This is a genomic window from Pseudohongiella sp., from assembly GCF_040877505.1.
In the GTDB taxonomy this organism is placed as follows: Bacteria; Pseudomonadota; Gammaproteobacteria; order Pseudomonadales; family Pseudohongiellaceae; genus Pseudohongiella.
Genome location: NZ_JBBDNQ010000015.1, coordinates 239,122 through 257,491, shown reverse-complemented (window position 1 = coordinate 257,491; position 18,370 = coordinate 239,122). Strand labels below are relative to the sequence as shown.

Here is an 18,370-nt window from a genome sequence, read left to right as displayed (position 1 = left end):
CTTTCATGGCTTGATGGAAATCCTGCACAGCACACTGTCGTCCCGGGTCATGTAGTCAAGCAGGGCATATTGAAACAGGATCACTCCAAACATTTCCATACCTTCCTCTACCGGTGTCCACAGGTTGTAGGCCAGCGTATTCAGTTCGTCATTGTAGAGGTAGGGTTCGGTGTACAGCTCCACACCGACAGCGCCGCCCAGAAAAACCAGGCCCGACAGTATGAACAGGGATGCGGTGCGTGCCGACAGGAAGTAGAGGAAACGGAAAAATACAATCGCCAGCACCAACACCAGTGGCAGCGCGTAGATTGCCCACGAGGCCTCGGTCACAGAGTTCAGGCTCTCGTGCAGCCCGGCCATTTCGTCAAGCGACAGCAACAGGAAACCCCAGCCAAGCAGCATCCAGTGCATGCGCCAGCGGTCGTTGTGCTGCCATTTGTCGATGGCCAGCACCAGCGTGAGTGCCGCAGTCAGCATCAGATTAGCTGAGGAAAACCAGGTCGGAATATTGTTTTCTTCGTCTACGTCGAACAGCTGACGAATGACCCAGGGTATGTCGTTAACCACATAATGGTGGATGGTCAGCCAGACATGTATCAACAGCAGCACCCCTGCTACGAAGCTGAGCACCAGAACCAGTGAGTGCGGATTCAGTTTGAGTTCGATCTGTTTGATGTTTGTATCCCCGTTTGCCAGTACCGTGCCGGTTTTTACTGCATTGAAAGACATACCGGCAATCATTGTCAATCGCAAGCGCGGCAGCGGCAAATTGATGCAACATGCCTGGACTTCCACCTTTTCACTATTGCGCAAGGCGTTTTAGGCGTATATTCACCGCAGCCTGAACCTGTCCCAGGTTTTTCTGTTTCCCGGTCTGCGGTATATCCTTCATTATGGCATCACTGAAAGGCCTGATTCGCCGTCTCGTATTTCTGTTTGAAAAATTTCCCGGACTGATGGCGGTGCTGGCGTTTGCCTCCGGTGTGGCCAGCTATGTGCTGGTTGAGGGCCGCGAAACCTTTGCCCAGGTGATTGCTGTGCTGATGCTGGCAAGCTGGCTGCTGCTGGTGTTGGAGAAGTGGCTGCGGGCAGGGTTTCGGAATCGTTTTAATCTGGACATGCCACCTGCCATCATGCGTTTTGGTACCCAGATGGTGCACCAGGAGAGCCTGTTCTTCGCGCTGCCGTTTTTTCTGGCCGCCACCAGCTGGAATCACGGCCAGGCCGTGTTTACCAGTGTGCTGATACTCTGCGCGCTGATTTCCGTGATAGACCCGCTCTATTACAAACAACTGGCACCGCGCCGCTCGCTGTATTTGCTGTTCCACGCTCTGACCCTGTTTGCCGTGCTGATGGTGGCCCTGCCCTTGATCTTCCAGCTGAACACCCGGCAGAGCCTGCAATTGGCGCTGTTGATCGCCTTCCTGTTCAGCCTGCCAAGCCTGGGTAATTTGTTTGCCAATGGTGGCCGCTGGCGACTGCCAATGATTACCTTGTTGCTGCTGGTGATGGCAGGCGGGCTGTGGGTGATGCGTATCTGGGTGCCGCCAGCCGTGCTGGAGCTCAGGGGCATTTCCCTGTCGCAATACCTTGATGCTGAACAACGCAGTCTCGGCCCCGAGTTGGAGCAGATTGATGCCACCACCCTGCGCGAAGGAGGCCTGTATGCGCTGACATCGGTGCGAGCACCGCGCGGGCTGCGCGATCAGATTCATCATGTGTGGATCCACAACGGGGCCGTTGTGGATCGCATCACACTGGAAATTGAGGGCGTCAGCAATTCGGGGTACCGCGCCTGGACGCACAAGCTCAATTTCCCGGCAGATCCTGCCGGGCGCTGGCAGGTGCGGGTGGTGACCGATTCAGGGCAATTGATCGGTGTGACACGCTTTGTTGTTACTGATTCTGCCGCTGTGCAGGCACCTTAATTGACCTTGATGATTTCCACCGGCCGTTCGTAAATATTCTTGCGTTTGTCGTATAGCGGAATGGTCGTTCCGCTCAGGCGGTTGGTTACCAGGTCCTGCAAATCCACATCGGCAACCACAATCTGTTCAATGTTCGGGGTGCCTTCCGCCGCAATGCCGTCGCGGGCGAAAGAAAAGTCCGAAGGGGTGATAATGCTAGCCTGTCCGTAGTGCATGCCCAGACCTTCCACAGCCAGGTTGCCTACCGTGCTGGTCATGACCACAAACACCTGATTTTCGATGGCACGAGCGTGACAGCAGTAGCGCACACGCAGGAAGCCCTGGCGATCGTCCGTGCAGGAGGGCACCATCAGAATATCGGCGCCCGCCTCGCAGACCATGCGAGAGAGTTCGGGAAACTCGATGTCGTAGCAGATCAGTATGGCGATCTTGCCAAAGGGCGTCTCGAACAGATGCAACTTTTCGCCTGCATCTGTGTCCCACTTTTCCCGCTCCCAGCGGGTACGGTGAATCTTGTCCTGTTCGAATATCTCACCACTCGGGGTGAAGTAATAGGCCGTATTGAGCAAGCGGCCATCCTCGTGCAATGTGGGATGTGTGCCTCCGATGAGATGTACGTTCCATTGGGCTGCCAGCTCCTGCATCAGGTCCTTGTAGCGACGGGTATAGTCGTTCATGTTGCGTACGGAGGTTCGCAGGTCGGACGTGTCCATAAAGGAAAGCAGCTGCGTAGTCAGAATTTCGGGCAGCAGCACAAATTGCGGTTTATAGTCCCCGGCGGCCTGCATGATAAAACGGACCTGGTTTTCGAAACCGGACCAGTCATTGATCTGACGTAAGAGGTATTGCACGGCGGCGATGCGAACGATCATGGCATATCCTTTGAGGGCTGCTGAGGCTGGTCCTACCGGGAGCCGGTTCCGACCAAGGCAGCAACTATAGGGAGTATTTAACGTCCTGTCGACTGAGACGTCTTGCAACATATCTGCCTGTTTTTTTTAAAATAGTAATCATTCTCCTTTACAATGATAATGAATCTCATTAGCATACCCCGCATGTCCTTCAGGCATCCATCTTGTGCTGGTCCTGATCCAAGGCGATTAACAGCCTCGGGACCATCCCATGTGACCCGCAGATATACGTTCATTTTAATTGTAGGAGCCAGATAACAATGTTTTTCAGAGCCTTCCACCATGGCGAAAAACCCGAAAACACCTCTGCCAGCACTGCCGCTTCCACGTCAGTTACAGCGCAATCCAGCACGCTGAGACTTGCCGCAACAGATGGTGAAAAAGCAGCAAGCGCGCGCCGCGAGCCGTTCTCACGTAGTTGTCTGGCAGCTGCCATTGCTGCGGTGCTGGGTACCACCGGCATGAATGCCGCTGTGGCCCAGCAGACCGGAGATGCCGAAGCGCCGGCCGTTGAAACCATCACGGTAACGGATTTCCGCGGCCGGGAGATGAACAGCCCGCGTTACACCCGCGACCTGCTCGACACACCCCGTATCGTTACCGTGTTGCCTTCCGATCTGCTGGTCGAACAGAACGTGACCTCCATGCGTGATGCCATGCGTAATATTCCCGGCATCAGCCTGCAGGCAGGCGAAGGTAACCCGCCCGGTGGCGATCAGCTCAAGATCCGTGGCTTCAACGCCCGCGATGATATCAACGTCAATGGTGTCCGCGACCTGGGCAACTACTTCCGCGATCCGTTCTATGTTGAGCAGGTCGAAGTCGTCAAAGGGCCCAACTCTGCATTCAGCGGCCGGGGCTCTGCTGGCGGTACCATCAACTTCGTAACACGAAATCCCCTGCAGGAGAACCAGCGCCGTGTCGAAGCCAGTGGCGGCAGCGATGCCTATCGTCGGTTGACGCTGGATATCAATCAGAGTGTTGATGACAACAGTGCATTCCGCGTCAACCTGATGACACACGATGCCGATGTGCCGGGCCGTGATGTGGTCAACGACAGCCGTTACGGCGCCTTTGTTGCTTATACCTGGGGCTTTGACAGCGATACCCGGATAACCGCCGACTGGCTGCATACGCGGCAGGATAATATCGAAGACAAGGGACTGCCCTTTGACCGCGAAGGTTTCTCCGGGTCCAAGGCCTTGTGTGACGACCCCACCAATGGCCGTGTGGGCAGAGTGGGCAATCAGCGATGTGGTGATGGTTATGCCACCGGTCAATTGCCTCCCGGCATCGATTTCAGCGATTTCTTCGGGCACGTTGACGATTATCAGAAAATCGATGTGGACATCCTCGGCTTGCGCCTTGAGCACGCATTCAGTAGCGATGTTCACTTGCGCAACAATCTTCGCTACAGCGAAGTCAAGAATGATTCCATTACTTCCTCGCCGCGCATCAAGGTGCCCGAAGAATTCTGGGGGTCCGGTGACTTTTCTGCCGCCCTGGTGCAGGGTGATCTGAAGCCCCGCGATCAGGTAGATGATGGTTTCTTCAACCAGACCGATCTTTCTATCTCATTTAACACCGGGTCCATTTCCCATGACCTGGTAACCGGGGTGGAATTCGGCCAGTTCAATTATGAGAACCGCCGCCGTCCGGACGTCAATGGCCCGCGCACGGATCTGTATGCGCCAGTGCTGCGAACGCGTCCTGCGGCCCCATACGACGGTACCGTGCATCGTTATGAAACCAGCGAAATAGCTGCTTTTGCGCTTGATACCATGGAGCTGAGTTCGCAGCTGGAGCTTAACCTGGGTCTGCGCTGGGATCGGGTTGAGGCGGAAGCCAGCGACAGCGGTTGGGCCGACCCCATTCTGGTTGAACGCACAGATCGCGAGTGGAGTTACAGCGTGGGTCTGGTCTACAAACCAGTGGCGCAGGCCTCCCTGTATGCCTCCTACGGCAGCGCCTTTGAGATTTCCGGCAGTTTCGACCGCAACCAGGTGCAACTGGCCGGTGGTGGTGGCAGCCGCGTGAGCAGCCCGGATTTGTTTGATGTGGCACCTGAGGAGACCGAGTCATACGAACTGGGTGTCAAATGGCAGACTGCGGCAGGCCTGGATATCAACGCTGCCGTGTTCCGCACCGATAAAGACAAAGCACGGTTGCCGGGCCTGGGTGCGGACGATCCGTCCGTGCTGGATACCAGCCAGCGGGTCGACGGTTTTGAATTGCTGGCTGCCGGCCAGATTTCACCGGCCTGGAAACTGTATGGCGGTTATACCTTCCTGGATACCGAAGTGTTGCGATCAGCAGCCTTCCCTGATCTGAACGGCCAGGAGCTGGGTGGTTCGCCGGAGCATTCACTGAGCGTGTTCAGCACCTACGATGTCACCGAGCGCTTCACCTTCGGGGGTGGTTATCAGTACGTGGATGCGCAGACCAGCGCACCGCAACCGATATTGAGCCCGGCGCAACGACGCGGTAACGTGTCTATCAGCAGTTATTCAGTGCTGGACATCTACGCGACCTACCGGTTCAATGAACGTGCTCAGGTTCGGGTGAATGCCTTTAACGTCCTGGACGAGGAATATATTTCTCAGATGGCGGAAGGTGGCGCGCAGGGCATTCCTGGCAAGGCGCAGCATCTGATCGCCACACTTCGATATGATTTCTGAGCCACTCATCTACTCATACCGGTAGTACGCTCATGATAGTTATCGATAATGTACTGACTGCGCAGGAGTTGTCTTTTCTGCGCAGTCAGTTGCGCAAAGCAGACTGGGCCCAGGGAATCAGCGCCGGTTCCCAGGCCCGTCTGGCCAAACACAACCTGCAGGTCGCTGAGGACTCGGCGGTATTGCCGGAGATGCGCATGACTGTGTTGCGGGCACTCAATCGCAGTGAGCAATTGCTTACTGCGGCGTTGCCCTTCAAGATATTGCCGCCCAATTTTAATCGCTATACCGGCGACACCAACCGTTACGGGCCCCACACTGACAGCACGCTACGGCCACTGCCGGATGGTGGTTATTTGCGTACTGATGTGTCGGCAACCCTGTTTCTGTCGCCGCCCGAGGATTATGAAGGCGGTGAATTATCGATCCAGGATTCTTATGGCAGTCACAGTGCCAAGCTGCCTGCGGGCAGCCTGGTGGTGTATCCGTCCGGTTCCATCCACGAAGTGCGACCGGTGACGCGGGGGGAGCGGCTGGCCTGCTACATGTTCATGCAGAGCCTGGTCAAGGACGCAGAGCAGCGGCGGGAGTTGTACCAGATGGACATGTCACTTATATCCCTGCGACGCAAACACGGCGACGACGATCCGGACCTTATTGCCCTGACTGGGCTATACAACAATCTGCTACGTCGCTGGTCAGAGTGCTAGCCTGATAGTTTCTGTACCACAGCAACTACCAGGCGGTCTTTAAGCTACCGGCCCGGCGCGCAATCCTGCAATTTCAGACGGTGTCGCCTTTAGCGCATTGGCGATGCGATCAAAATAGTCCAGCTCAAATTCACGGATATGATCGTCGGAGCGCAGCACCTGGATCAGACACTGCATGACCAGGATGCGATCTTCTTCGTTGAGTTTGCGGGTGGCTTTTTTCAGGTAGCGATCCAGTGACTGTCGTTCGAACAGCTCAGAGCTTGCTGCCAGCTTGATGTCGGCCGCGTCGATTGGCTCGCCCAGAACGTCCGACAGGATGCTCTGCACCATCGATACTTCTGCGGGTTCGACGTTGGTGTCGGCTCTGATCGCCCGCGCCAGCACCAGGACGAGGACTTCTTTGAGCAGTTGTTTTGATGTGTGATCGGTGTCGGAACCTTGCAGCAAGCTGGTTATGGACTCGAAATTGACAGAACTCATTGTGCTTCTTTCTCCTTGATTGAAAATTGCCTGGAGTAACTGCGTCAAATAGTATCACTGAATATTTGGCAATGCTGAAATTATTGTTTTTGTCTCTTCTTGTCGCGGTACATACTGGTGTCGGCTTCGCCCAACAGGGTGTCAGGTGTGTCACCATCCACTGGAAATGTGGCTGCGCCGATACTGACCCTGATATCGATGGTGTTGCCATTTAAGGCCATCTTCCCGTTCAGGTGTTGCCGTATCCGCGCCACCATTTGTGTCAACAGGTCATCGTTTTCGATTTGTCGCGCCAGAATGAAAAATTCATCGCCACCCAGGCGTCCGGCGAAATCGGAATCGCGTACGGCCCGCCGCAGGCGGGCTGCCAGTTCGGCCAGTACTTTGTCGCCCGCGCTGTGGCCGTATCTGTCGTTGACCTGCTTAAAATCATTGATATCCAGCATGATGACCGCAAACTGTTCGTCGCTGCGCTGCGTTTCGGCCAGAGTCTGCGAGAGCTTTTCGTCAATCCAGCGACGATTGGGCAAACCCGTGAGTGAGTCCTCGCGCGCCAGTAACATAACCTGTTGCCGCGAACGGTAGTAGCAGGCGACGCTCAAACCAAAGATCCAGGCGACATGGAAATTGGCGCCGGCAAACAGATACCATTGGCTGGTCGACGATTCTGTTCCCCATCCCGCGAGTTCGCTGCCGCCGAGCACCAGCGCCAGACGCCAGGCAATAAGCAACCCGATCAGTATACTGGCAATCGCTGCCAGCAGATTGGCCTGCAGTTCGTCACGGCTGGCTGTACGCCAGATCAAGGCCGTGCCCGCGGACAGCTGAAAAACCAGGGTGACGCTGTCGTGAAATACACCGCGAGCGTGCGGATCAAGACGAAACAGCCAAGTGATGACCAGAAACAGGGGAATCAACGCCAGAAAAAATTGCCAGCGTCGTCGGGACTCGTGGCCACGAAATCTCAAGGCACCTTCAAGTACCAGCATATTGGCGGTAAGACTGATACTGCTGCCGACAAGCGCCCCCCAGCCATCGGCCCAGCCAAACTGCGCATTCAGCAGCGTGGTCAGGGCGGAGGCGGTATTCAACAGTGTGGCCACCATCCAGAGCAATACGCCGGGCATGTTCCGGTTGATACGCCAGATCAGGAACATCACGATGAAGGACGTTATCGCCAGCGTGATGAACATCAGTGCCAGTGTGGTGATGTCAAGCTGCAGAGTCATAAAGCGGCGTGTCCGTTCTCGTTATTATGCCTAAACAGTCACGGCTATCCTGCTTCGGTGCGGGTGGCCCGGTACGCTGTTGTTCGCAATGAGACCGCTGAATGGAGGCGCTGTCAACCCACCTGCGCATTGTCATCGCGTTTGATCGCGATGATCGAGGAGCGGGGCAAACGGCCCTCACCGTTAGGGAACGGCGCATCGGGATGCTGGATACCCACAAACATGGTGCGCCGGTCTGCCGACCAGCACAGACCGGTCACTTCGCAGCCCTGCGGGCCGGTCAGAAAACGCTGAATTTCTCCAGTGACCGGGTCGCCGGCCAGCATCTGATTGTTGCCCATGCCGGCAAAGTCATCAGTATTGCTGTCGTTGCCGTCAGTCTGAATCCATATCAGCCCGGTCGTGTCGATTTTCATGCCGTCAGGGGAGTTGAACAGGTTGCCAGCGTTGATATTGGCAGAGCCCGCATAAGCATCATCGTGCACCGTGGGATTGCCCACCATCACGTACAGATCCCATTCAAAGGTGTCGGCTGCATGGTTGTGGTCGGCTGGGCGCCAGCGCACAATCTGGCCGTAGTGGTTGGCGGCGCGCGGGTTGGGTCCGGTGACCGGTTGCTCGTCGCCGCCCGCGTTGGTGTTGATGCCGCGGTCCCGGTTGTTGGTCAGCGTGCAATACCCTTCAGCGGTAATCGGGTTGAGCGCCACCCATTCGGGCCGGTCCATGGTGGTGGCGCCGACGCGTGATGCCGCCAAGCGCGTGAAGATGGCAACCTCGGCCGCTGTCATGCCGGTGGTCTCGGGAGTCAGCGCCAGCCAGGTGCCGGTCTGGTCATCATCAAAGCGGGCCACAAACAGGGTGCCTTCGTCCAGCAGGGTGGATGTATCACCGCCCGGTACATAAACATCGTGCGACACCCATCGATACAGAAACTCGCCACGCTCATCATCACCGGAATAAAGCACCACACGTCCGTCCTCGGCGACGGTGACGGCAGCATTCTCGTGCTTGAAACGACCCAGGGCGGTGCGTTTGACCGGTGTCGCGTCCGGGTTGGCGGGGTCGATCTCAACAATGTATCCCACCCGATGAGGTTCGTTGGGATTGGCGGCAGCGTCAAACCGTGGATCCCAGCGGTGATAATCGTAGCCCCAGCCGCTTGCGTTCAACCCGTAGCGCTGGCGACCCTCTGCCGCGAGTCCGGTTGCCGCAACATCGCCGTTGGCGCCGAAGTAGCCGTTAAAGTTTTCCTCACAGGTCAGGTAGGTACCCCAGGGCGTCTTGCCTGCCCCGCAGTTGTTCATGGTGCCCAGCGCTTGTGTACCAGCGGGGTCGGCCGTGGTTTTCATCAGCGCATGGCCGGCGGCGGGACCGGATAGTCGAATCGGTGTGTTGTGCGTGATGCGGCGGTTATAGGGGCTGTCCATCACCACGGCCCAGCCGTTGTCACCCTCGGCGATTTCAAATACCGATATGCCCTGCAGGTTCTGCAATTTGCGCACATCAGCGGCATTGCGCGGCGTGCCGTTTTCAGCCTGGGGTAAATTGACGGGGCGATTGGTGAACTCGTGGTTTACCGCCATCACCTGGCGATTGCCAATCACAAAAAGCTCCATGCCGTCCGTATTCTCGCCGAACACCTTGTCCGACATTGCCTCGCTGCCGCCGGTGGCGTCGTCAAAATCTCCGTCCGCCTCAGAGAACAATGCGTCCCCCCAACGGGTAACAATACGCCAGTTGTATTCTGCGGGCACATGCACGGTGCCGTCCGATGCCGCGGGTATCGGGGTAAAGGCAAATCGGGAACCCTGCTGCGCGCGTGCCGCTGTAGACCCCAGTATGCCAGCTGTGCCCATTAAAGCTGCCGCTGACCCGAAGGCAAGCACACCGCCGAGAAATCCACGGCGTGAGATCGCGCGCTCGACCACACGATCAAAATCCTGTTCCGTGGCTCTGGGGAAGTTGTGCTCGTCCCAGTCGTCGGCGGACAGGGTGTTGGGATCTACGTTTTTCATGCACTACGCCTTCTGGTCAGCTTGTGAGTCCGATATGGTTAATTTCGCATACGCGTGCGCAACAGTCTATCGGTACTATCTGACAGACTGATGACAGGCGGCGCTTGTTTTGCGTGACACAGCCCGATACAGGTGGTCTTGTCTGCATCCAGAAAGTCGGTGATGAAATTGGTCTTTGACGGTGTCAAATGTCATTGCACTGATGCATCCCAGACGCTCAAGGTGCCATAGCGCGAAGTTGATGCCAGCAGGCGGGTGTTTTTGTGCGGCGCCCAGGCGAGATGTTCAGTGCGGCTGTCGAGTTGCGCGGTCATACCTGGCTGGCTATCTCCAATCTGATTCCAGAAGGCAATGGTACCCGCACGGCAGCCGGTCGCCAGTCGCTGGCCACTGGCGGCGATATCGATTGCGCAAATGGCATCCTGATGAAAGCTGGCGGTCAGTGGTGCGCGTCCTTCCGGGCCCTTTTTATCGAATGGCCACATGATCAACTCCGCGCTGCCTCCGGTCAGCAGCCAGCGACTGTTGTTGCTCCAGTTCAGTTGCACAGGTTTGTAGGCGAACCCGGACATCATGGCATCGCGTAACTCGGGCAGGCGCCAGAAGTGTACGGTATTGTCCTGACAGCCGGCAGCGATGACGCGGGCGTCGGGGCTCCAGTTCAGGCTGAGTAAGGACCCTTTCCAGTTTATGTCCTGCACCTTGCTGCGGGTATCCAGCACATTGTAGATTCTCACCCCGCCGTAACCGGCAGCGGCCAGTTGAGCGCCCTTGGGGCGCCAGCACATGGCGCCTACGGTGCCGCCGGGGAAGGTATATTCGTGCTGCGGTTGGCAATCAGCTGTCAGCAGGACTATGTTCTTGCCGTGGGCGGCGGCAAGTTGCCTGCCATCAGGCCGCCAGTGCAGGTGTTCAATCCAGTTGTTAGCGCTGTCCCGGGTCAATGCGATCTCTGCCAGTAAAACGGCAGGTGCCGTGTCTGATATTTGCCACAGTCGCACATGTCCATCCTTGCCACTGGTAACCAGCATCGGCGACGTCGGATGCCACCGTAACGTCAGCACGCCATCGTTGTGGGCATGCCAAGCGTTGACTTGTATGCCAGCCACCGGGTCAATGAGGTGCACAATGCCCGTGGTTGCTGCTGCGGCCAGCCATTTGCCGCACGATGACCAGCCCATGTCTGCTGGTGAATCGTCCAGCACTGATTCGAACAGCAAGCGCGCTGATGGCGGGCCGGCCTGTATCAACTCAGGCATTGTTTAAGCGCTCCTTCCAGGTAGTCGCGGTTCAGGTTGCGCCCGATGAACACCAGGCGGTTGTAGGGCGTTTCATCTCCCCAGGCGGCGCCTGGCTGATTGTCAAAGAGCATGTGCACACCCTGAAATACTGTGCGCCTGTCATCACCGGTGATCGCCAGAATGCCTTTCATACGGAACAGATCGGCGCCGTCTGTGCGCAGCAGAAATGACAGCCAGGTGTTGAATTTTTCCGGATCCAGTGTCCCTTCAAACTCGAATGCCACTGAGCTGACTTCGTCATCGTGGGTGTGATTGGCATTGAAGTAGTGGGCAGTCACCGGTTCACATAGCTGGTCGTTGATGTCATACAACCGGATGTCGAACTCTTCTGGTGTGTGCTGGGTAAACAAGGCGAAGCAGCCGTCCCGCGGGGCTTGCAAAGTCAGTGCGATCGGCGAGGCAAGTTGCAACTTCCAATGCGTATCACTGGCAGTGATAAGGTCAGCGTTACCCACGGGGTGCGCCGCGTGGGAAAAATGGCGAAACACATGCTCTGCCAGCTCGGTCAATTCGACCTGTGGTTGCCCGGCATCGATCCAGATTGCTGACATGTCCGGATCTGGCCCGGTGTCCACTGCAAGAATGTAGTCGCCGGCTTTGAGCCTGAATATTCCGCCCCATTCAAACGGATATTCCGGCTCCAGAAAGGCCGGATTGGTGTCCAGCGCACGATCAAGGTTAAAACCGCCGACATCCAGCACTTTCTCCAGTGGAACGTTTGCCATGTTGGCTGGAAGAATTTGCGCCATCCTGTTCATGTCACGCAGCCTGCCTGTCAGGGAGGCAAGTGTTGTCGAATTAACAAGGTCAGATTTATTCAGCACGATCAAATCGGCAAAGGCAATCTGCGCCATCACTTCTGTGCTGCTGCCAATATGCTGTTCGATGTGCCCCGCATCGACCAGGGTGATGATGCCGTCCAGGCAGAACTCGTCCTTGATATCGTCGTCCACAAAAAAGGTCTGGGCGACAGGGCCTGGGTCAGCCATGCCGGTCGTTTCCAGCACAATACGGTCGAATTTGTCACGACGGCGCGCCAGGTTACCCAGAATTCTGATCAGGTCGCCGCGCACCGTGCAGCAGATACAGCCATTGTTCATTTCGAAGATTTCTTCGTCGGCGTTGATCACCAGGTCCTGGTCAATGCCGACTTCGCCGAACTCGTTTTCGATGACGGCGATGCGTTGCCCGTGCTTTTCCGTCAGTATTCGGTTTAACAGTGTGGTTTTACCGCTGCCGAGAAAGCCGGTCAGTACGGTAACCGGAATGCGCTGATCTGTCATGGTGTATGCTCCATTGTGACGTTACCGGGGTTTTATCTGATCAACAGTTCAAGCCACAGAATGCTCTGCATGCACGCAATGCCGGTGATGGTGGCCAGTGCCTGAACGGGCAGGGGGAGTCTGATCTCGGCATTTCGCAGTAGCGGGATCAGATCCGACGTGGCGATATAGATAAAGCCGCCGGCCGTCAAAGCCAGTAAGGCGGGCAGGCTGATGGTCATAAACTGCGCAACCAGCAAGGTGAGTGCCGCGCCCACAATACAGGCGCAAGCGCACAGGAAATTGATCAGCACCGCCTGCTTTTTTTCGTAGCCACTGTGTATCAGTACAGCGATGTCCGAGATCTCCTGCGGGATTTCGTGGATGACGATGGCGATGGTTGTGGCCACACCAAGCATGGGGTCGGCCAGGAAACTGCCGGCGATCAGCACGCCATCAACAAAGTTGTGAGCACCGTCACCAAGCAGGTTCATATTGGCATAACTCTTGGGTCTTTTTTTCATCTCGTCGGGCAGGATGGCGTGATCGTGTCGCCAGTGCAGGATCTGCTCAATGAAATAGAAAACCACAATACCGGCTAGCGTCCACAGGAAAACGCTGCTGGTGTTGGCGCCACTTTCCAGGGCGTCAGGCAATAGGTGAAGGAACGCATCCCCCAGCAAAACACCAACGGCCAGTGCGATCAACCTGGGCATCCAGCGGGCAAGCGTGGTCTCTTTTACAACTAAAACAAAAGCCGAGCAAAGCGCCACCAGTGATACCAGCAAGGCGCCGGCCATGGCAAAAATAATTGTTAGCCAATCCATAATTCAGTTCCGGAGTTAGAAAGTTAAATAAAGCATCAGGCTCTTTTTGCACAACGCTGGCAGGTGCCATGTATTTCCAGTTGCTGTTGATCCATGGTAAAACCAGTTTTCCTGAGTTCGTTGTCAAGTTGTTCAAGAATGTCCGTGCGCAGGCCTGATTCGTCCACCCGTTTGCACTTGTCGCAAATCAGAAATTGCGGCGTTCCGTGCGCAGTATCGGACGTATGACCGGCATCGATATGAGCACAGGGGAGGTACTGGTTTGTTGTCTCCAGTCGATGCGCCAGGTGCTGATCAATCAGAAAATTTAGCATCCGGTAAACAGACATGATGGACATTTGTTGCTCATGGGCCTCGCGATACCGGTCCGATATCTGGTAGGCAGACAGAGGCGTTCCTGCCTGCAGCAGTATCGTCAGAATCCGTTTGCGCTTGGCGGTCAGGCGAGCCTTCTGGTGCCTGCACAGCGCGTCAGCCATTTTCAGAAAGCGTTGCTGATCACCCTGGTTCATGGCCTGAGCCTCAGTCGTGTGTTTTGTCGAGGCAAATGCTGCGCGCCTTGTGTATCTTGCAGAGACCAGGTGGCATGAATACTCTCAAGGTCCTGAAAATTATCAAACGCAGTGATGACGAGTTCTGATGGCAACTGCGCCCTGCTGCACGAGAGTTCAAAAGTGGCTGTAAATTCAGCATGATCAGCGTCATGCAGGTGTCGATGATGATTGTGTGTATCACCGTCAATTGAGATCATCCCTGTGACGGCTGTCTCAATGCTGTCAACATCACAGTCCAGCGCACTTAACGTGAGAATGCTGTCCAGGTTGGCAAGCGCACGTCGTACCTCATCGATTGCCTGACGCTCTGCGTCGGTTCGCGGCGAATGTTCGAAGCCAACCATGTTGATCGCGGGCGATGTAAACTCCATGTGGATGCGGGCGTTATCCTGAACCAGCAACAGTTGCGCGACGCCGTGCACATGAGGCTGGGCCAGAGCACCTGCGGTCGGGATCATCAACAGGCATGCCATAAGCGTTGAGGTGTGCAAGTGGGTTGCAATCCGTCCAGTCACATCCGTCAGCATCATCGTCAGGCTCCCGGTCAGGCCACGGGGTCGAGAGTAAGGACAAGACGGGGTTGTGTTCCTGACGCCGCCGGTGATCGGTGTACGAGTCCCCGGCCTTCATTGCCTGGCCATTTTTCGCCTTTCAGCAGTCCCACGCTGCCCTCGTGCAGGGTCTCAATGTCATATTGATGGCGCTCCTCACCGAGAGCCTTGCGGTTGACGCTGGACTCTGGCAGCCATTCGGTGCCCCGGCCGAAATAGGTACATATCAGCCGGCAGACCACGTGATCGACGTGGAACCGGGGGCACATGGCTTTATTTAGAACAGATATTCGCAAACCGATTTGTTCCAGATCAAACAGGCAGGCGTACATGTCACACAGGAGCCTGAGATCTTCTGCGAAAGCAAGGCGGGACCGGGAAAATTTGTCGCCCGCGTCGGGTAACAGTGGCACGAGTGTGGTGTCAGTCACGTCGGCAGGCACTACCTGGCGCAGTGTGAACCCGGTGTTCAATTTCACCATGCCGGCAGCATAACTGCGCACGGGCGTTGACAGCTCGCGCTGCCACTCGGCGAGATTGATGCCCTCGCTGTAGATCGCGGACAGTCCTGCCGCGGTGGCAGTTCGACGACGCATGCTCAGGCCTCCTGTGCGACAAACGGGTTTTCCAGCGTGAGCCAGTGGGCTTTGCCCGCGTACAGTTCTTCATCTGTGAGCAGGCAGGCGTCCAGTTGTGCACACATCATCTGCTGGTCAAGTGACTGGCCAATAAACACCAGCTCCTGACGCATATCACCAAAGGGTTCCTCCCAGCTTTCTTCGATATAAGTCAGTGCCTCTTCATCAGTCGGCCACTCTTTTCTGGGTGTGGCGCTCCAGAAGGTGCCGGCAAAACCATGGCGGGCGATACCGCCGGCCTGATTCCATTGGCCGATCAGTGTGGGGTGGCTGGCGAGCCAGAAGTAACCTTTGGAGCGGATCAGGCGTCCCGTCGGCCAGTCCTGATGCAGAAAGGCATGAAACCGGGCGGGGTGGAAGGGGCGGCGGGCGCGGTAGGTAAAACTGCTGATACCATATTCTTCGGTTTCCGGGGTGTGTTCGCCGCGCAGTTCCTTTAGCCAGCCCGGCGCCAGCTGAGCCTTGTCGAAATTGAAGCGACCGGTGCCGATGACTTTATCCAATGCTACTTCGCCGCTCCTGATCCGAATGATTTCCGCATCGGGGTTGAGGCTGCGAATGATCGCGGTGATCCTGTTGATTTGCGCCGCGTCGACCAGATCAGTCTTGCTGAGCAGGATGACGTTACAGAATTCTATCTGGTCAACAAGCAGGTCCGAGACGCTCCTGTCATCATCTTCGCCCAGGCTCTCGCCGGTTTCCTGCAAGGAAAATGCGTCCTCATAGTCGTTGAGGAAATTGGCGGCGTCGACCACCGTCACCAGCGTGTCCAGCTTTGCCACGCTGGCCAGGCTCTGGCCGTTCTCATCTTCAAACGTAAATGTCTCGGCGATTGGCAAAGGCTCCGATATGCCGGTGGCTTCAATCAGCAGATAGTCGAATCGCTGCTGGGCTGCCAACTCGGTGATAGCGTCCAGCAGGTCTTCGCGCAATGTGCAGCAGATGCAGCCGTTACTCATTTCCACCAGCTTTTCTTCGGTGCGGTTCAGCGCGATGTCATTGTTGACAGTCCGGGCGTCGATATTGATGTCGCTCATGTCATTAACGATGACAGCGACCTTGAGACCGCCGCGGTTGTTAAGCACCTGATTCAGCACTGTGGTCTTGCCCGCGCCGAGGAACCCGGAAAGGACGGTAACAGGCAGAAGGGGCTGGGTTGGCACAGGTGTCGAGTCAGGGGTCATGGGAAATACGTCCGATCAATAATAGATATGATATAACGTAACATTAGTAGTTGGTTTTGCGCAAGCCCATCGCTGCAATTTGGCAAGACTGTGGTCAGTCGTGGAGCAGCAACGTCGCGGACCGCTGGTACACGAGGGTCGCCGGAATCAGTGCCAGCAGCATCGCCAGCACGATCATCCCGACCAGATAGGGGATTGCGTCGGCTTGCAGTACCTGAGCCGAGATAAAGACGCCGAATTGTCTGCTGATCGCACCCGCAACCAGCGTCAGAGTCAGTGTCAGCGAGGCAATCGCCAGCAGCATGCCGGTCACGGTCATGATCAGCGCTTCCGCCTGGATCAACAGGAACAGAAACAGCGGCCGGGCCCCGAGTGCGCGCAACACGGCTATTTCGCGTTGCCGCTGCTGCAGCGTGGACAGCAGCATGGTGGCAATGCCCAGCAGCGCCGAAACCATAATGAGACCGGCAATCAGTGACAGCATGCGTTCGACAACACCCATCATCTGCCAAAGCTCCGACAGCGCGACCCCCGGTAAAATTGCCAGCAACGGCTCCTGTGCATAGGCATTGATCTCGCGCTGCAGGGTAAAGGTCTGCAATCTTGATTCGAGTCCGATCATGAAGGCGGTGATTGACTCCGGTATGGGGCCCGACTGATGCGCCGCTTCCAGGCTTTCCAGGCTCACATGGATGGTCTGATCGACAGGTGTGCCGGTGGCAGCCAGGATGCCGGTAACCGTGAAGGGTGATTGTTCGTGCACATTAAAACTGGTCGATCCCATGCCGTGGGCAATGGCGAAGGTGTCGCCGACGGCATAACCAAGGCGCGCAGCAACCGCGTGTCCCAGCACGGCGTTGAAATCAGCGGCGGGTCGGGCATCCGCTGCTGAGCGGTAATCGCCGAACGCATGTCCCTGCAGTTGCAGGTTTTGGTTATTGCCGTATCGGAAATGCCGGAAATAATCCGATGTCGTGCCCATCACTCGATAGCCGCGATGGGAGTCACCCAGGGAGATCGGCACACTCCAGGCAATGCCGGGTTGTGTGCTGATGTGCTGATAACTTTGCCAGGAGATGTTGCTGGTTGCGCTGCCCATGCGAAATACGCTGTACAGCAACAGGTTGATCTGGCCGGTGCGTGCTCCGACGATCAGGTCCACCCCGGCCACGGTTTTGCTGAAGCTGCTGCGTGCCTCCTGGCGGATGTGTTCTACCCCCAGCACAACGAGGGTGCTGACGAACACCGACAGTATGGTCAGGCAAACCGTCAATCGCCGAGTGCGCAGGCTGCCCAGTACCAGCTTAACGAACATTAATTGTGTCCTGTGTATTGGCGCTGTTCAGCGCCCGGTTGATGTGCTGCAGATCGACTGATTTATCAAAATAACCTGCCAGAGCGTGGTCATGGCTGACCACCAGAACGGTGCTGCCGCTCGCGGCAGAGCATGTCAGCAGTGTATTCACGAAGGCATCGCGGGCGGCAGGGTCCAGGGCAGAGGTCGGTTCGTCAGCCAGCACCAGCGGCGGGGCGTTAACCAGCGCCCGGGCGATGGCGACGCGTTGTTGCTGCCCCACGCTGAGACAGGCGGCCTTGTCATTGCGGACCTTGCCCAGTCCGAGCCGGTCGAGCAAATCATCGATACGCTCATCAGCGTGAGCCTGCTGTTGGGCGAACACGGTTCCCAGACGCACGTTGTCAAACACGCTCAGGTAAGAGACGAGGTTGAACTGTTGAAAGATCACACCAATCGAGCTGGCCCTGAACCGGTCGCGCTGCCGGGCGCTGAGTTGTGTCAGGTCCGTGCCCGCCACGCAGACCACGCCTGCCAGGGGGCTGGCGATGCCACTGATCAGGTTGAGCAGGCTGCTTTTGCCAGAACCGGACGGCCCGTATAAAAATACCCTGTCGCCTGCCATGACCTGCCATGCCGGTATCCGCAGCAAATCCGGCTGGCCGCGAGACCACGAGAACTGCAGGTCACGGATCAGGAGCGCGGGTTCGGTTTTCTCGTTTTGCATGGCCTGGAATGCCGCCTGTGTGTCACTAATACCTAGGTAATGTTATGATATATCATATTGTATGCATCGGGCGAAAGA

The 18,370-nt window shown here is 56.7% G+C and carries 17 protein-coding genes; 3 read left to right on the top strand and 14 right to left on the bottom strand.

Going from position 1 to position 18,370, the window contains the following annotated elements:
• Nucleotides 1–3: 3 nt before the first annotated feature.
• Nucleotides 4–729: a hypothetical protein gene (locus WD071_RS05665; RefSeq protein WP_368047376.1), complete on the bottom strand. Its 726-nt coding sequence runs from the start codon at nt 727–729 to the stop codon at nt 4–6.
• 164 nt (nt 730–893) lie between these two features.
• Between WD071_RS05665 and WD071_RS05660 the strand changes: the two genes are divergently transcribed.
• Nucleotides 894–1,928, top strand: coding sequence for a DUF5924 family protein (locus tag WD071_RS05660; protein ID WP_368047375.1), 1,035 nt, complete (start codon nt 894–896; stop codon nt 1,926–1,928).
• Here the strand turns inward: WD071_RS05660 and WD071_RS05655 are convergent.
• Nucleotides 1,925–2,800: a carbon-nitrogen hydrolase family protein gene (locus tag WD071_RS05655; protein WP_368047374.1), complete on the bottom strand. Its 876-nt coding sequence runs from the start codon at nt 2,798–2,800 to the stop codon at nt 1,925–1,927. The two genes, WD071_RS05660 and WD071_RS05655, sit on opposite strands and share 4 nt — an antisense overlap.
• A 299-nt stretch (nt 2,801–3,099) precedes the next feature.
• Here WD071_RS05655 and WD071_RS05650 point away from each other — a divergent pair, with 299 nt between their 5' ends.
• The gene (locus WD071_RS05650) at nt 3,100–5,517 is read left to right on the top strand and encodes a TonB-dependent receptor (protein ID WP_368047373.1); all 2,418 of its coding nucleotides are present in this window, start codon (nt 3,100–3,102) and stop codon (nt 5,515–5,517) included.
• A gap of 32 nt (nt 5,518–5,549) precedes the next feature.
• Nucleotides 5,550–6,227 (top strand): Fe2+-dependent dioxygenase, encoded by a 678-nt coding sequence (locus WD071_RS05645; protein WP_368047372.1) that lies wholly within the window; start codon nt 5,550–5,552, stop codon nt 6,225–6,227.
• 39 nt (nt 6,228–6,266) lie between these two features.
• On the opposite strand, the gene WD071_RS05640 is transcribed toward WD071_RS05645, so the two are convergent.
• From WD071_RS05640 to WD071_RS05585, 12 genes are all read right to left on the bottom strand, one after another.
• The gene (locus tag WD071_RS05640; protein WP_368047371.1) at nt 6,267–6,710 is read right to left on the bottom strand and encodes a TerB family tellurite resistance protein; all 444 of its coding nucleotides are present in this window, start codon (nt 6,708–6,710) and stop codon (nt 6,267–6,269) included.
• 80 nt (nt 6,711–6,790) lie between these two features.
• Nucleotides 6,791–7,939 carry a diguanylate cyclase gene (locus WD071_RS05635; protein WP_368047370.1) on the bottom strand — a complete coding sequence of 383 codons (1,149 nt, stop codon included), beginning with the start codon at nt 7,937–7,939 and terminating at the stop codon, nt 6,791–6,793.
• Nucleotides 7,940–8,052: 113 nt separating this feature from the next.
• The gene (locus WD071_RS05630) at nt 8,053–9,954 is read right to left on the bottom strand and encodes a PhoX family phosphatase (RefSeq protein WP_368047369.1); all 1,902 of its coding nucleotides are present in this window, start codon (nt 9,952–9,954) and stop codon (nt 8,053–8,055) included.
• A 191-nt stretch (nt 9,955–10,145) separates the two neighbouring features.
• The gene (locus WD071_RS05625; RefSeq protein WP_368047368.1) at nt 10,146–11,213 is read right to left on the bottom strand and encodes a WD40 repeat domain-containing protein; all 1,068 of its coding nucleotides are present in this window, start codon (nt 11,211–11,213) and stop codon (nt 10,146–10,148) included.
• The gene (locus WD071_RS05620; RefSeq protein ID WP_368047367.1) at nt 11,201–12,538 is read right to left on the bottom strand and encodes a GTP-binding protein; all 1,338 of its coding nucleotides are present in this window, start codon (nt 12,536–12,538) and stop codon (nt 11,201–11,203) included. The genes WD071_RS05625 and WD071_RS05620 overlap by 13 nt, the downstream gene beginning before the upstream one ends.
• 32 nt (nt 12,539–12,570) lie before the next feature.
• Nucleotides 12,571–13,344: a ZIP family metal transporter gene (locus WD071_RS05615; RefSeq protein ID WP_368047366.1), complete on the bottom strand. Its 774-nt coding sequence runs from the start codon at nt 13,342–13,344 to the stop codon at nt 12,571–12,573.
• 35 nt (nt 13,345–13,379) lie between these two features.
• Nucleotides 13,380–13,856, bottom strand: coding sequence for a Fur family transcriptional regulator (locus tag WD071_RS05610; protein ID WP_368047365.1), 477 nt, complete (start codon nt 13,854–13,856; stop codon nt 13,380–13,382).
• Complete coding sequence (locus WD071_RS05605; RefSeq protein ID WP_368047364.1) at nt 13,853–14,428, bottom strand: DUF2796 domain-containing protein; 576 nt, start codon at nt 14,426–14,428, stop codon at nt 13,853–13,855. Before WD071_RS05605 ends, WD071_RS05610 begins: the two co-directional genes overlap by 4 nt.
• A gap of 14 nt (nt 14,429–14,442) precedes the next feature.
• Nucleotides 14,443–15,045: a DUF1826 domain-containing protein gene (locus WD071_RS05600; protein WP_368047363.1), complete on the bottom strand. Its 603-nt coding sequence runs from the start codon at nt 15,043–15,045 to the stop codon at nt 14,443–14,445.
• Between the two features lie 2 nt (nt 15,046–15,047).
• Nucleotides 15,048–16,271 carry a zinc metallochaperone GTPase ZigA gene (zigA, locus tag WD071_RS05595; RefSeq protein ID WP_368047362.1) on the bottom strand — a complete coding sequence of 408 codons (1,224 nt, stop codon included), beginning with the start codon at nt 16,269–16,271 and terminating at the stop codon, nt 15,048–15,050.
• Between the two features lie 94 nt (nt 16,272–16,365).
• Complete coding sequence (locus tag WD071_RS05590; RefSeq protein WP_368047361.1) at nt 16,366–17,586, bottom strand: ABC transporter permease; 1,221 nt, start codon at nt 17,584–17,586, stop codon at nt 16,366–16,368.
• Nucleotides 17,576–18,292, bottom strand: coding sequence for an ABC transporter ATP-binding protein (locus tag WD071_RS05585; protein ID WP_368047360.1), 717 nt, complete (start codon nt 18,290–18,292; stop codon nt 17,576–17,578). The genes WD071_RS05590 and WD071_RS05585 overlap by 11 nt, the downstream gene beginning before the upstream one ends.
• Nucleotides 18,293–18,370: the final 78 nt, after the last annotated feature.